General features: G+C 67.4%; 12 protein-coding genes. All 12 read right to left on the bottom strand.

Annotated elements, in window-relative coordinates:
- Nucleotides 1-41 precede the first annotated feature (41 nt).
- A complete protein-coding gene (locus PCK14_RS05760; RefSeq protein WP_269937516.1) occupies nucleotides 42-374 on the bottom strand; it encodes a YciI family protein in 333 nt (110 codons plus the stop codon).
- Between the two features lie 78 nt (nucleotides 375-452).
- Nucleotides 453-1,430 (bottom strand): TIGR03086 family metal-binding protein, encoded by a 978-nt coding sequence (locus PCK14_RS05755; protein WP_269937515.1) that lies wholly within the window; start codon nucleotides 1,428-1,430, stop codon nucleotides 453-455.
- Nucleotides 1,420-1,764 carry an ArsR/SmtB family transcription factor gene (locus tag PCK14_RS05750; protein WP_269937514.1) on the bottom strand — a complete coding sequence of 115 codons (345 nt, stop codon included), beginning with the start codon at nucleotides 1,762-1,764 and terminating at the stop codon, nucleotides 1,420-1,422. The genes PCK14_RS05755 and PCK14_RS05750 overlap by 11 nt, the downstream gene beginning before the upstream one ends.
- Nucleotides 1,765-1,826: 62 nt before the next feature.
- Nucleotides 1,827-3,089, bottom strand: coding sequence for an APC family permease (locus PCK14_RS05745; protein WP_269937513.1), 1,263 nt, complete (start codon nucleotides 3,087-3,089; stop codon nucleotides 1,827-1,829).
- An 84-nt stretch (nucleotides 3,090-3,173) separates the two neighbouring features.
- Nucleotides 3,174-4,166, bottom strand: a complete 993-nt coding sequence (locus PCK14_RS05740) for a sensor histidine kinase (protein WP_269937512.1) — start codon at nucleotides 4,164-4,166, stop codon at nucleotides 3,174-3,176.
- Nucleotides 4,163-4,834: a response regulator transcription factor gene (locus PCK14_RS05735; RefSeq protein ID WP_269937511.1), complete on the bottom strand. Its 672-nt coding sequence runs from the start codon at nucleotides 4,832-4,834 to the stop codon at nucleotides 4,163-4,165. The genes PCK14_RS05740 and PCK14_RS05735 overlap by 4 nt, the downstream gene beginning before the upstream one ends.
- Nucleotides 4,821-5,516, bottom strand: a complete 696-nt coding sequence (locus PCK14_RS05730) for a DedA family protein (RefSeq protein ID WP_269937510.1) — start codon at nucleotides 5,514-5,516, stop codon at nucleotides 4,821-4,823. The genes PCK14_RS05735 and PCK14_RS05730 overlap by 14 nt, the downstream gene beginning before the upstream one ends.
- A gap of 14 nt (nucleotides 5,517-5,530) precedes the next feature.
- Nucleotides 5,531-6,367, bottom strand: a complete 837-nt coding sequence (locus PCK14_RS05725) for a phosphatase PAP2 family protein (RefSeq protein ID WP_269937509.1) — start codon at nucleotides 6,365-6,367, stop codon at nucleotides 5,531-5,533.
- Nucleotides 6,368-6,482: 115 nt separating this feature from the next.
- A complete protein-coding gene (locus tag PCK14_RS05720; protein WP_269937508.1) occupies nucleotides 6,483-9,566 on the bottom strand; it encodes a glycoside hydrolase family 2 TIM barrel-domain containing protein in 3,084 nt (1,027 codons plus the stop codon).
- Nucleotides 9,566-10,450, bottom strand: a complete 885-nt coding sequence (locus tag PCK14_RS05715) for a carbohydrate ABC transporter permease (protein WP_269937507.1) — start codon at nucleotides 10,448-10,450, stop codon at nucleotides 9,566-9,568. Before PCK14_RS05715 ends, PCK14_RS05720 begins: the two co-directional genes overlap by 1 nt.
- Nucleotides 10,447-11,406 carry a carbohydrate ABC transporter permease gene (locus tag PCK14_RS05710; RefSeq protein ID WP_269937506.1) on the bottom strand — a complete coding sequence of 320 codons (960 nt, stop codon included), beginning with the start codon at nucleotides 11,404-11,406 and terminating at the stop codon, nucleotides 10,447-10,449. Before PCK14_RS05710 ends, PCK14_RS05715 begins: the two co-directional genes overlap by 4 nt.
- Nucleotides 11,403-12,740 carry an ABC transporter substrate-binding protein gene (locus PCK14_RS05705; protein ID WP_269937505.1) on the bottom strand — a complete coding sequence of 446 codons (1,338 nt, stop codon included), beginning with the start codon at nucleotides 12,738-12,740 and terminating at the stop codon, nucleotides 11,403-11,405. The genes PCK14_RS05710 and PCK14_RS05705 overlap by 4 nt, the downstream gene beginning before the upstream one ends.
- Between the last annotated feature and the right edge of the window lie 18 nt (nucleotides 12,741-12,758).

Genomic DNA, 12,758 nt, shown 5'->3' with positions numbered 1-12,758 from the left:
CCTGCCTGCCCGCCTCGCCGGCGGACAGGCAACTGGCTGTCCTACATGCCGCCCATGTCCGCGAGTTCGAAGATTTCCAGGCTGAAGCGGCCCTTGCCTTCGGACAGGAACGGGTGGCCGTCGGCCAGGGCCTTGGCGGCGTCCAGGCTGTCCGCCTCGACGATGCTGTAGCCCTGCAGCAGGCCCGGTGAGGCGTCGGAGCCGTCGTCCGAGACGGCGGCCCGGGCACCAAAGGGGGCGCCGGCGTCGAGCATGGCCGTGCCGACCTTGCCCATCCAGGCGCCCCACTCCGCCGTAACGGCTGCAGACTGCTCTTCCGTGAACTGGTCCATGGGGGTGGCGGGGCCGTTGTAGATGTAGATGAACTTGCTCATGATGGTTCCCTTGCCTTTGTCGGTGTTGCAGATCCCTTGGCCGATCGGCCCCGGGACGTGGTCCCCCTTGAATTTCCCTTAGGCGTTGGTGCTCTGGCGTCCGGTGAAGGCCACGAGCCGCTCCAGGCTTCCGGCGGATTCCTCCACGAGTGTTTCCTCGGCGAAGCTGTGCCCGCGCATGCCCGGCGCAATGGTTTCCTTGGCCAGGCCCAGGACGTAGTCCGAGAGGATGGGGGATACCTCCAGGGTCCGTCCCTTTGCGGTTGCGAAGTCCCAGGCGTGGACCAGGAACTCCAGGTTCAGGATGTTGGCCACTGTGGTTGCCGGCAGCACCGCGAAGCCCATGTCGATGGTGCCCTCGAGTCCGCGGGCGTTGAACGCCTCCAGGGTGGGGGCGGCAATGTTGGCCACCCGGACCTCGGGGGATGCGCCGGCGTCGTCGGTGAATTCCGCCCCGAGCGCCCTGCCGATCCCGGCGATGGAGCCCGCCAGGTGGTCCACGAGGGCTGCGACGGTGTAGTCCTCGCAGGGCGTCTGCAGGCCCATGTCAGCGGATTCCAGGGAGGCGAGGGTGCGCTGGGCAATGGCCAGGGTCGCCTCGGCGCTGATGAGTTCGTTGATGGGATCCGGCGCGGCGGCCCAGTCGTCGGGACCGGCGTCGCCCGCGGTGGCCAGGGCCAGCAGGCGGCCCAGGTAGTGCGTCCACCCTTCGCTGTGGCCGGCTGCGGACTCCCCGCTGAGCCCTTCGTGGACCAGACGAACAGTGGTGCCGCCCTCGCCGGGCTCCAGCGTGATGGTCACGGTGGAGGCGTCGGCATCGGGGGCTGCCGGGCCTTCCCAACCCCAGGTGAAGACGACCCTCTTGCCGGGCTCGATCTCCGTGAACGTCCCGGCGGCCGAGTGCCCGGGCGTGATGGTCCAGCGGTAGTCCCCGCCCACGCGCAGGTCCACGCGGGCCGCGACTGTCTGCCAGCGGCGCAGGCGTTCGGGCTCGGTGATCAGGGCAAAGGCGGTGTCGGGGTCGACAGGAATGAAAACGGACTGGTCAATGGTCATCGGTATTTTCCTTGGGGTGGGGTGGAACGTGGTGTGAACCGGCCAGTGCCGCTGCGTCGGCGGCCAGCTGGTCAAGCTCGGTGGTCCAGAAGGCGGAGAGCGAGTCCCGCAGCAGTGACATGCCGTGGCTGTTCAGGCTGTAGTAGCGATTCCTGCCTTCCTTGCGTGCCTGCACCAGCCCCACGTCGGCCAGCAGAAGCAAGTGCTGGGAGATCGCGGACCGGCTGACGGGAAAGTTCTCCGCCAGCTCGCTGACACTGCATTCGCCCCGGCCCAGCAGCTGCAACAGGCGGCGCCTGTTGGGTTCGGCTGCGGTTTCCAGAAGGTCGGGCATGGTTAATACGTTAGTGGCCGCTAACGCATTAAGCAATGGCCCGGCCCGTTCAGTTTTGGGGTTCAGCGGGCGGTGGCCCGCCGGAGCCGCAGCGCCCGGTAGGCGATGCCCAGGCCAAACATGGCGAGCCCCGCCAGGATGGAAGCCAGCGGAAGCGTGGCCAGGAGGGCAAGGCAGGCCACAGCGCCCAGCAGCTGCAGGAACCGCGGGTAGCGGCGGTCGGGGCCTGCCTGGGTGAAAGCGGCCAGGTTGGCCACGAGGTAGTAGACCAGGACGCCGAATGAGGAAAAGCCAATGGCCCCGCGCAGGTCAGCGACTGCGATGATGAGGCAGATCCCCGCACCCAGCACCAGTTCGGCCCGGTGCGGCACCTGGAACCGGGGATGGACGGCGGCCAGCCAGTGCGGCAGGTCGTGCTCCCGGGCCATGGCCAGCGTGGTCCGGCCCAGCCCGGCCACGAGGGCCAGCAGGGCGCCCAGGGAGGCCAGCGCGGCACCCACCCGCACCACGGGTGCGGCCGCGCCCCAGCTCCCGGCCGCCACGGCCTCGGCGAGGGGCGCCGCGGAGGAGGCCACGCCGTCGGGCCCCAGGGCAGCCAGCAGCGTCACTGCCACGCACGCATAGATGGCTGCTGCGATGGCCAGGGACAGCAGGATGGCGCGCGGAATGGTGCGCCGGGGGTCCCTGACCTCCTCGCCCAGGGTGGCGATCCGGGCGTAGCCGGCGAAGGCGAAGAACAGCAGCCCGGCAGATTGCAGGATCCCGTGCCAGCCGTGGGCCAGCAGGCCGTCGCCGGGGATGTTGGCTGCGCCGGCGTCCGTGCCGCCGGCCCACACCGCGGCAACCGCAATGGCCAGCGCCAGCAGCACGGCCACCACGATGATCCGGGCCAGGGTCGCCGTCCGGCTGATGCCCCGGTAGTTCACGGCCACCAGAAGCACGACGGCGGCAATCGCCACTGGCCGCTCCCACCCGGGCGGCGCGGCATAGGCGGCGAAGGTCATGGCCATGGCGGCGCTGCTGGCCGTCTTGCCCACCACGAATCCCCATCCGGCCAGAAAGCCCGGCCATGGGCCCAGCCGCTCGCGCCCGTACACGTACGTCCCGCCCGAGGTGGGGTAGGCGGCGGCGAGCTGGGCCGAGGACGTGGCATTGCAGTAGGCAACCAGGGCGGCCACGGCCAGCCCGACGAGCAGCCCGGATCCCGCCGCCTGCGCCGCAGGGGTGAAGGCCGCGAACACACCCGCCCCAATCATGGAGCCCAGCCCGATCACCACGGCGTCGAACGTCCCGAGCCTGCGGGCCAGGCCCGGGGAGTTGTGCATGCGGCTGCTTCCTTTCATTGCATGGTGTTGCGCTGCCTTGAGGCTAGCGGAAGGGAGTTAATGCCGGGTTAACAGGCCGGCCGGCTAGGAGGCTGCGGGGAGCGACAGCGCCATCGTTGTGCCGCCCGGGCCCGTGGCAGCAACCTCAATGCCCCCGCCGGCGGCCACTGCAATCTCCCTGACCAGCGCAAGGCCCAGGCCATAGCTGCGCCGGCCCCCTGCTGCCGGTTCGGTGGTCCGGGCAAACCTGTCGAAGACGCGGGCCCTGTCGATTCCGGAGATGCCCGTGCCCGTGTCCGCCACGGAAATCACCACCTGCTGGCCGCGCATGGCCGTGGTGATGGTGATGCGCCCGCCCTCGGGTGTGTGGTTCAGCGCGTTGTCCACCAGGCCCAGCACCGCCCGGCGCAGGCTGTTGGGATGGATCCGCACCCGGGCCGCGTCCTGGTGGACGGCCGCCAGTTCCACGCCCCGTGCGGCTGCCAGGCCGCCCAGCTCGGCGGCCACCGCGTCCACCACCGTGGCGGCGTCCAGTGGCTCCGGGGGCACCGCGTCGGGGTCGCCCGTTGCCGCCAGCAGGAGCTCCTGGACCGTGGCGGTCAGGGCTGCCGTGTCCTGGCGGATTTGGGCCAGCAGGTCTGCGGCCTCGGTTCCGGGTGACACCTTCAACTCAGCCAGCTGCACCCTGGCGTCGAGGATGGTCAGGGGTGTGCGCAATTCATGGCTGGCATCCTGGACAAACCGGCGCTGCAGGGACAGGGCCCGGCCCAGCGGGCGGATGGCGTTCCGGGCGCTCAGCCAGCCGATTCCGCCGGCCGCCAGAATGCCCGCCAGTCCCGCGATGCCCATGGCCTGGAGCATGTCGCTGGATTCCACGTAGACCCGCGGGGAGCCCGGATGGGAAGCCACCTCATCCGGGTGCTGGGACAAGTACAGCATGTAGACGGCGGCGGCAACTATCACGGCCAGCACCATGACCGCACAGGCAACCGCGATGCGCACGCCGACCACCAGGGCTGCCCGGCGCAGCTGTGCCGAATCCGGCCCCGGGGAGGGCGGGGCGGCCGGCCGCCTCATGAGGCATCCCCGATCTGGTAGCCGGTCCCGTGGACCGTGCGGATGACGGACCGGGACACCTTGCGGCGCAGGTAGTGGACATAGGTGTCGATGACGCCGGGGCCGTCCTGCGGGTGGAACAGCGCCTCGACGAGTTCGGGCCGGGTGAACACGCGCCCGGGCTCGGCGGCGAGCATGGCCAGCAGCTGGGCCTCCTTTGCTGTCAGCGCCACGGGCTCGCCGTAGGGGGAGCGGAGCTGCCTGCTGCCGGGGTCCAGCTCCCACTCGCCCACGGCCAGCGGGGCAGGGGCGGCACCGAAACGGCGTGTCATGGCGCGCAGGCGGGCCCGCAGCTCACCGGCGTCGAAGGGTTTTGTCATGTAGTCATTGGCGCCGGCGTCGAGCCCCTCAATCTTCTCCGCGGTGGTGCCCAAGGCGGTCAGGATCAGTGCCGGGGTGGCCACGCCGTGGCGGCGCAACGCGGCCAGCAGCTCCACGCCGTCCATGACGGGCAGGCCGCGGTCCACCACCATGGCGTCCCAGTCGCCGGTCAGGCCCAGGTGGAGGCCCCGCTGGCCATCGGCCGCAAGTTCAACCTCGTAGTCCTCCGCCAGCAACTGGGCAATCAGCCCGCCCAGGACGGGATCGTCTTCCACCAGCAGGAGCCGTGGCCGCTCATTGATGTGCATGCACCCCATTGTCCCGCGCCGGGGCGTCGGCGGCCTGCCGCGCTGTGCGCCGGGCGTTGCGGCGGGTCCGCAGCATGCCGACGGCGCCCGGCAGCACGGAGACCAGGACCATGAGTATGGCGATGGCGTCAATGTTCCTGGCGATGAAATCGTAGTGGCCAAGCCAGGTGCCCAGGAGCACCACTGAGGAGGCCCAGCCGACGGCCCCGGCCACGTTCCAGAGGGTGAACTTCCGCCGGTCGTACTGCGCAATGCCGGCAACGAGGGGCGCAAAGGTGCGCACCACGGGCACAAAGCGGGCCAGCACAATGGCCTTCCCGCCCTGCTTGGCAAAGAAGGCCTCGGTTTGTTCAAGATGGGAGGTCTTGAGGATGCGGGCATCGTCCTTGAACCAGCGCCGGCCAAATTTGCGTCCCAGCATGTAGCCCACCTGGTCGCCGGCAACGGCAGCCAGGACCACCACCCCGATCAGCACGGGCAGGGCCAGGTTCAGCTGCTGGTGCAGCAGGCCTGCCGTGAACAGCAGGGAATCCCCGGGCAGGAACGGGAACAGGATGCCCGATTCAATGAAGACCAGAAGGGCCACCACGCCCAAGGTTGCCGGCCCCAGTCCCTGCAGCAGCGCTGCCGGGTCAAGGACTCCGGCCAGCGATGAGGGAAGTGCCGCAAGGAGCGTGTGCATTTTCTAGCGTCCCATCAGGAGTTGTGGCCGGCGGCGGCCGGTGGCGACAGCGGGCCAAAGCGGCCCAGCAGGGCAATCCGGGGCAGAACCCGGCCCTGGAACTGGTTCCACAGTCCGGTGAACAGGAGCACGGCTGCGCTCGCCGCCAGGCAGGAGGCGGCGACGTCGGAGGGGTAGTGCACGCCAATGTAGAGGCGCGACCAAGCAACGACAACGGGCACCGCAATTCCGGCAACGACGGAAAGCCCGGCCCAGCGGGTGTTGCGGGCCAGCAGGAAAAACGCCCAGGCGAGGCCCACTGCCAGGGCCACATGACCGCTGGGGAAGCTGTTGGACCCGGTTTCGGGGGCCAGCGGGTCAAACAGGAGGGCAGGGTTGGGGCGCTGGCGCTCGACCACTGCCTTGAAGAACTGGCTGGACAGCCAGCCGGCCGCGGCCAAGCCGCCGAAGGCAACGGCATTGACCGGTGACTTCCTCGCCAGCATCAGGAACAGGCAGGCGGCGGCGATCATGAGAAACCCGCCCACCGGGGAGAAGATGTAGTTCATCGCCATGGCCAGCGCCGTCAGGATGCCGCTGTGGTCGTGGCTGAGTTCCTGGTCAACGCTGAACTCACCCGCGCTGAAATCCGGCGAGCCCACGGCATAGAAACCGGTGGCCAGCACGGCGGCAGACAGCAGCACCACCCACAGCCCCCAGAAGCGCGGCAGCGGCAGGACCGCCAGCCGGGTCTGGGCGTGCTGCAGGGGCCGGGTCTGGGCGTGCTGCAGGGGCCGGGGAAGGGTGTGCCCGGGGCGGGCGTGGCCGCGTGGAGCGGTGTCGCGCCCCCGGACAGGGTGGGATCCGGTCAAGGAATTCTCCAATTCGTGGCTGGCAGTGGTGCGGCCCGGGGGCCTGTTCTCCACTGTTTCGCACGGGATCTAAGAATTCACTAAGAACCGGCCCCGCCCGGGGCCTACGCGTCCGTCAGGCGGCGGAAATGCGCAGCAGCAATGTCCTCGCTTCGGGGCGGAGGGCAAAATCCGGCCACACGTCCGGGCCGCAGGCACGCGATCCGAGTCCGTGCTGGGCCGCGTCCAGGAACAGGTGGCTGTGCACGGGGGACGGCAGTTCGTGCGGATGCCCGGCCGCCGTGACCTGCTGTGCCGTGTGCCGTGCCAGCGTGAATCCGGGGAGCCTGCCGGCCGCGTCTGCTTCTGCCTCGATGCGCAGCCACGGCGTTGGACCTTGCATCAAGTCCAGGCTGCGGAGGTTGCTGCGGTGGCCACTTTCCTGCGGCCGGGCGTAGGGAAAGGTTAACCCGTCAAGTGTTTCGGCATGCCGGCCCACCGAGGTTGCGTGCATGCTGTCGGGGTACGACTCCCTGGGGCCCGCACCAAACCACTGTGCCCCGTCCACCGAAGTGGGCACGTCCAGCCGGACGCCGATGCGTGGGAACACAACGTTCCAGCCTGCACTGGGCAAGATCTCGATGCGCAGCCACAATTCGCCTCCTGCCAGCTGCCAGGTCTGCTCAACCTCCACCGAGTTGCTGGTGTTGGCTGCCGAGTACGTGGTGCGGATCCGCAGGCCGTCCGCCAGGGCGGAGATGTCTTCAACCCGCCCGGACGTCCTGTGGAGACCGGCCGCTTTCCACAGGGTTTCGGAGGATGGACCCTTGACACCCTTGCCGTTGTTCAGCCACGGGTCCTCGGACCCGTAGGCGCCAAAGCCGGCGCCGCGGTCGTTGTCTGTGGGAGCCCGCCACAACTCAAGCCGGGGACCGGACACTGGCAGGCCGGCCAGGGAAACGAGGGTCCCGGCGTCGAACGTGGCAGGGCCCAGGGTGAGCCTGCCGGACACCCGCCCTGAAACTGGTGTTGCCGGGCGGGGTGGCCGGACCGGCGTGCGTTTGTGCGAGAGGTCGAGCTGCACGGCGCAGAGGGGGTGGCCGGCGGCGGCCCAGGCAGTGGCCTCGCGCAGCACCGCCTCAACCGTCAGCCAGGTCTCCGCATCCGGCGACACGTGGGGGACCGGCAGGGCAAGGTGTGCCGACGTGCCGGCCGGCAGCGGGCTGCCATTGCTTCCCGCAGCCGCCAGCTCGCCGTGGGCGGCCGGGACGCCTTGGTGTTCCACCCGCCAGCGAAGCACGACGTCGGATGTGTCGGCCGTGTGCCGCATGTTCCGGACGGACAAGGTGGGGACCCCGCCGTCGGACATGGCCAGGCCGAGACGGATGGGCGAGACGATCTGCTTGAACTCGTGCAGCCCGGGCGTGGGTGTGGAATCCGAGAGGACCATGCCGTCCATGACAAAGTTCGCATCGTGGACCACCTCACCGAAGTCCCCGCCGTAGGCAAAGAATTCCGTGCCATCTCCGGTTCTGCTGCGGATGCCGTGATCCCGCCATTCCCACACGAAACCTCCGTGCAGGCGCGGGTACTTGTCCACGAGCTCCTCGTACTGATCCATGGCGCCGGGGCCGTTGCCCATGGCGTGTACGTATTCACACAGGATGAACGGCTTGGTGCGCTGGCGGGCCGACTCCGCGGCGTCACAGCCCAGCAGCAGTGCGTGGGAGTCGTTGCGGCCGATCGAGTCCGTTTCCGGGATGGATGAATACATGCGCGAGTACACGTCGGTGTAGGCGCCGGTGTAGTCACCTTCATAGTGCACGGGGCGGGAGGCATCCCGTGCATGCGTCCATGCCGACATTGCAGCGAGGTTGGATCCGGTGCCGGACTCGTTGCCCAGCGACCACATCACGATCGAGGGGTGGTTCTTGTCACGCTCCACTGTGCGCTCCATGCGGTCCAGGAAGGATTCCCGCCAGGCGGGGTCGTCACTCGGGTTCTTGCGCCAGCCCTGGGTGTGGAAGCCGTGGGTCTCCACGTCGCTTTCCAGAATGACCCAGAAGCCCATTTCATCGGCCAGGTCCAGCAGGCGCGGGTGCGGAGGGTAGTGGCTGGTGCGGATGGCGTTTACGTTGAAGCGCTTCATTAGGGCCAGGTCCTCGCGGGCGTCGGCCTCGTCAAAGACGCGGCCCCTGTCCGGGTGGGTCTCATGCCGGTTCACGCCATGGAACACCACCTTGGTGCCGTTGACCAGGAACTGGTCTCCCACAATTGCCACGGTCCTGAAGCCCAACTTGAAGGACAAGGATTCGGTCGCAGTGGCCACGGTGGCCTGGTACAGCCTGGGAACCTCCGCGGACCACGGTTCCACGCCGGCAATCTCCAGGGGAGCCACGGCGCCGGGGGTGTCCCAGGTGACCTCCACGCCCAGCTCCGGGACCGTGAGGGTGACAGGGAACGCGATTGCTTCCGCTGTGATTTCCGGGTCAATGCTTCCGGTGCCTGCGTTCCATCCGGTGCGCAGCCAGACGTCGGTGATGCCGCCGGTGGGGCGTGCCTGCAGGCTGACGTCGCGGAAGATGCCCGGCAGCCACCACTGGTCCTGGTCCTCCAGGTAGCTGGCCGCCGACCACTGGTGGACTCGCACCACCACAAGGTTTTCCCCGGGGCGCAAAACGGTGCTGACATCGAATTCCTGGGCGAGCCGGCTTCCCGAGCCAACCCCAACCTCAATCCCGTTGACCCACACCTTGTAGCGCGACTCGACGCCGTCGAAGCGCAGGGTGAGTGCCTCCGTGGCGCCCTCAAACCACTGGGCCGGAACGTCAACGCGGCGCCGGTAGTCGCCTGTCGGGTTGGCGTCCGGGACGTGCGGGGGGTCAATCGGGAACGGATACTGCACGTTCGTGTAGATGGGCCGGCCGAACTTGCCGTCCCCCTGCAAGACCCAGTGTGAGGGCACGGCTATGGTGTCCCAGCCGGCGTCGTCGAGCGACTCGAGGGCCACTGACTCCACATCCTCGCCGGCAGGAAGCAGGCCTGCGCCACCGGGGGTTCCAGGGGCCCCGGGCAGTAGCCGGAAGCGCCAGTCCCCGTTCAGGGACAGGGTGGGGGCGTCAGTGGCCAGCCACGACCGTGCCGGCACGCGCAGGCCTGTTCCGGGACCACGGTCGGTGATGTAGGAGGCGTCGGCCGCGATGGCATTGCTGGAGGTCATTATTTGACGGATCCTTCTGTGAGGCCGCCGCGCCAGAAGCGTTGCAGCACGACCATGGCGATGGCCAGCGGAATGATGGACAGGAGCACGCCGCCGGTTGTCAGCTGGTAGAACTCCGGCAGGCGGTTGACCTGGCTGAGCCAGTTGTTCAGGCCAAGGGTGATGGGGTACAGCTTGGTGTCTGAAAGCATGACGAGGGGCAGGAAGTAGTTGTTCCACACGCCCACGAGCTGGAACAGGAACACTGTCACCAGGGCAGGTGTCAGCACCCGCAGGCCCACTGTGTGGAAGATGCGGATTTCGCCGGCACCGTCCAGCCGCGCGGCTTCGATCAGGGCGGGGTCCACGGTTGCCTGCGCGTAAATGCGGCACAGGAACAGTCCGAACGGGGAAACCAGTGACGGCAGCAACACGCTCCAGTAGGTGTTGGCGAGCCCCATCTGGCTGAACAGCAGGAACAGGGGAAGTGCGGTTGCCGTGCCGGGAACCAGCACCCCGCCCAGGATGATGCCGAAGACCAGGTTGCTGCCCTTGAACTTGTACTTCGCGAGCGCATAGCCGCCGGCTGCCGCAATGTAGGTGGCCAGGAGCGCGCCCACCCCTGCGTAGAGGACTGAGTTCAGGAACCAGCGGACAAAGATGCCGCCGTCGTAGCTGAGTACCTGCGCGAGGTTGTTCCAGAGGTTGAAGTTGGCCGCAAAGGCAAAACCGTTCGTGGCGAAAAGGTCTTCGGTGGACTTCGTGGAAGCCACCACCACCCAATAGACGGGTGCAAGGAAGTACAGCGCCGCGACCACGAGGGCGCCCGTGACGAGGATTTGCGTGCCTTTCCTGCGGCTCGGCCTGGCCGGGCGGGCCGGGGCTTGGGGCAGTGTGGCGGTCATTTGGTTTTCCTGTTCGTGAATGCGAGGAAAGCGAAGGAGAGCGTAAAGGCGACGAGCGCAATGAGCACGGCCTGGGCGGCGGCAACGTTGTAGTCGTTGTACGCGAACGCCGTGGTGTAGGCGCTGAGGTTGGGCGTGAACTGGCTGTCGATGGCGGGGGACACCGATTGCAAAACCTGTGGTTCGGCGAACAGCTGAAGCGTGCCGATGATGGAGAAAATGGTGGTCAGCACCAGGGCGGGCTGGATCAACGGCAGCTGGATGCTGAACGCGACGCGCAGCGGTGACGCGCCGTCCATCTTGGCTGCCTCGTACACCTCGCCCGGGATCGCCTTCAACTGGGCGATGATGATCAACATGTTATAGCCCGTGTAACTCCACGTGACGATGTTGGCGATTGACCACAGCACAGTCTTCGGTCCAAGGAAGTCAGGGGACAGGCCGAACAGCTCGGCAAAGTCGTAAAGGGGGCTCAGGCCTGGGACGTAGAGGAACGACCACAGGATCGTGGCAATGACGCCGGGGACTCCGTAGGGCAGAAAGAAGGCGGCACGGAAGAAGCCCGGCCAGCGGGCCGATGCGGATTCAAGCAGCAGGGCCAACACCGTGGAAAGGGCGATCATGAGCGGCACCTGCACGGCGCCGAACACCAGCATGCGGCCAATCGAGGCCACGAAGTTGCCGTCGGCAAGGGCCTGGGCGTAGTTCGAGAACCCTGCGAAGTTGCTGCTGATGCCGGCTTCGCCGAACAGGCCGCTGCGGGTGACCTTGGTGAAGCTGGAGAACACGGCGACGACAATGGGCAGGATGAACGTCAACAGGAAAAGGGCAAGGAACGGAGCCAGCAAAAGCCATGGTGCCCGGTCCTGGGCGCGGCTTTTCCGGGGTGCCTCGCTGCTGCGGGCCTGGCCGGCCTGCGGCAGGGCCCGGCGTTTCAGTGGTTTTGTGGTGCTCATGCCTGTTCCTTCCTGATGCTCAGTCCGCTGTTCTTGAAGACTTGGATGATTTTTTCCTCTGCGGAGGCCACGGAATCCACCAAGGTGGTGCCCGAGGCCTTTTGCCGGAAGCCGTCGCTGAGGATGTTGAATGACTGTTGCTGCGAGGGCCACCACGACCAGTCGGTGTTTTGTTCAAGAGCGGCGGGTGCGAAGACTTCCTCGTTGTAGTTTTGGCCGCTGAAGAAGTCGGACGGCTGTTGCCGCGTGGTGCCGATGAAGTCAGGGGAGGGGGACCAGCCGATGCCGCAATTCTTGATTTCGGCGTCTATGCCCTCCCTGCTGGAGGTGAGCCACACGGCAAATTCCAATGCTTCGCGCGGGTGCTTGCTGTTGGCGAGCACGGAGACGGTTGATCCGCCCAGGTAGCCGGAACCAAAGCCGCTGGAGTCCCACACAGGCATTTTTGCGACCCTCCACTTGCCGGCGCCGCCGCTGACGCCCTCAATGAGGGCATCGCCCCAGCTTGCCGAGGTGGCGGAGGCAATGCCGCCGTCCGCAGCCGAGGCAAACCATCCGGGGGAGTAAGTGCCGTACTGGGTCTGCACCAGGTCCTTGTCGATTGCGGCGTCAAAGAACCGGGCCACCTTCATGGTGGCGTCGTCGGTCATGTTGATGACCCAGCCGTCCTCCTCCGCCCGGAACCACCTGGCGCCGGCCTGGGCGGCCAGGGCCGTGAAGAATCCGGCCTCGGCGAGCGGGAAACAGTCCATGTAGGTGTTGGCCTTGCGCAGTTCCGCGGCAACCCCGGCCCATTCATCCCACGTGGTGGGTGCCGTGGCACCCACCTTGGCCAGGACATTCGGCTGGTAGTACGTGGCCATGGGGCCCGAGTCCTGTGGGATTCCGTAGATCCCGCCCGAGTAGCTGACCTGGTTCCACAGCGTGGGGTCATAGCGGCCGGAGTGGTCCGCGGCGCCGTAGCGTGTCAGGTCCACCAGCCCGTTGACCATCATGAACGAGGGGATGACGCCAAACTCCACGTGCGCAAGGTCGGGTCCGCCGCCGGCGGCCAGCGCTGAATACAGCTTTGGGTATCCGCCCTGGTTGCCGCCGGGGATCCACACCGTCTTGACCTGGACGTTGGGATTCGCGGCGTTCCAAATGTCAGCCACAACTTGCAGATCCTTGAGCCAGGACCAATACGTCAAGGTAATTTTCTTGCCGCCGGCGGGCGCAATGGTGGGTGCGGCGTTGATGTTGCTTGTTCCTGGTGTGGCACAGCCGGACAGCAGGCCCAGGGCCGCCGTTCCAAGTCCGGCCTGCAACATCTGCCTTCGGGTCAATGGGGGCATGGGTTGTTCTCTCACTTC

The organism is Arthrobacter sp. HY1533, from assembly GCF_027568515.1.
In the GTDB taxonomy this organism is placed as follows: domain Bacteria; phylum Actinomycetota; class Actinomycetes; order Actinomycetales; family Micrococcaceae; genus Specibacter.
Note: the sequence above shows the minus strand (reverse complement) of the source record. Positions and strands in the feature narration are given on the sequence as shown.

What these genes read in the sequence shown, in the direction of transcription:
- PCK14_RS05730 (WP_269937510.1), bottom strand. Translation starts at nt 5,516, where the DNA reads ATGCACACGCTCCTTGCGGCACTTCCCTCATCGCTGGCCGGAGTCCTT.
- PCK14_RS05740 (WP_269937512.1), bottom strand. Translation starts at nt 4,166, where the DNA reads ATGAGGCGGCCGGCCGCCCCGCCCTCCCCGGGGCCGGATTCGGCACAG.
- PCK14_RS05750 (WP_269937514.1), bottom strand. Translation starts at nt 1,764, where the DNA reads ATGCCCGACCTTCTGGAAACCGCAGCCGAACCCAACAGGCGCCGCCTG.
- PCK14_RS05755 (WP_269937515.1), bottom strand. Translation starts at nt 1,430, where the DNA reads ATGACCATTGACCAGTCCGTTTTCATTCCTGTCGACCCCGACACCGCC.
- PCK14_RS05710 (WP_269937506.1), bottom strand. Translation starts at nt 11,406, where the DNA reads ATGAGCACCACAAAACCACTGAAACGCCGGGCCCTGCCGCAGGCCGGC.
- PCK14_RS05745 (WP_269937513.1), bottom strand. Translation starts at nt 3,089, where the DNA reads ATGCACAACTCCCCGGGCCTGGCCCGCAGGCTCGGGACGTTCGACGCC.
- PCK14_RS05715 (WP_269937507.1), bottom strand. Translation starts at nt 10,450, where the DNA reads ATGACCGCCACACTGCCCCAAGCCCCGGCCCGCCCGGCCAGGCCGAGC.
- PCK14_RS05705 (WP_269937505.1), bottom strand. Translation starts at nt 12,740, where the DNA reads ATGCCCCCATTGACCCGAAGGCAGATGTTGCAGGCCGGACTTGGAACG.
- PCK14_RS05760 (WP_269937516.1), bottom strand. Translation starts at nt 374, where the DNA reads ATGAGCAAGTTCATCTACATCTACAACGGCCCCGCCACCCCCATGGAC.
- PCK14_RS05720 (WP_269937508.1), bottom strand. Translation starts at nt 9,566, where the DNA reads ATGACCTCCAGCAATGCCATCGCGGCCGACGCCTCCTACATCACCGAC.
- PCK14_RS05735 (WP_269937511.1), bottom strand. Translation starts at nt 4,834, where the DNA reads ATGCACATCAATGAGCGGCCACGGCTCCTGCTGGTGGAAGACGATCCC.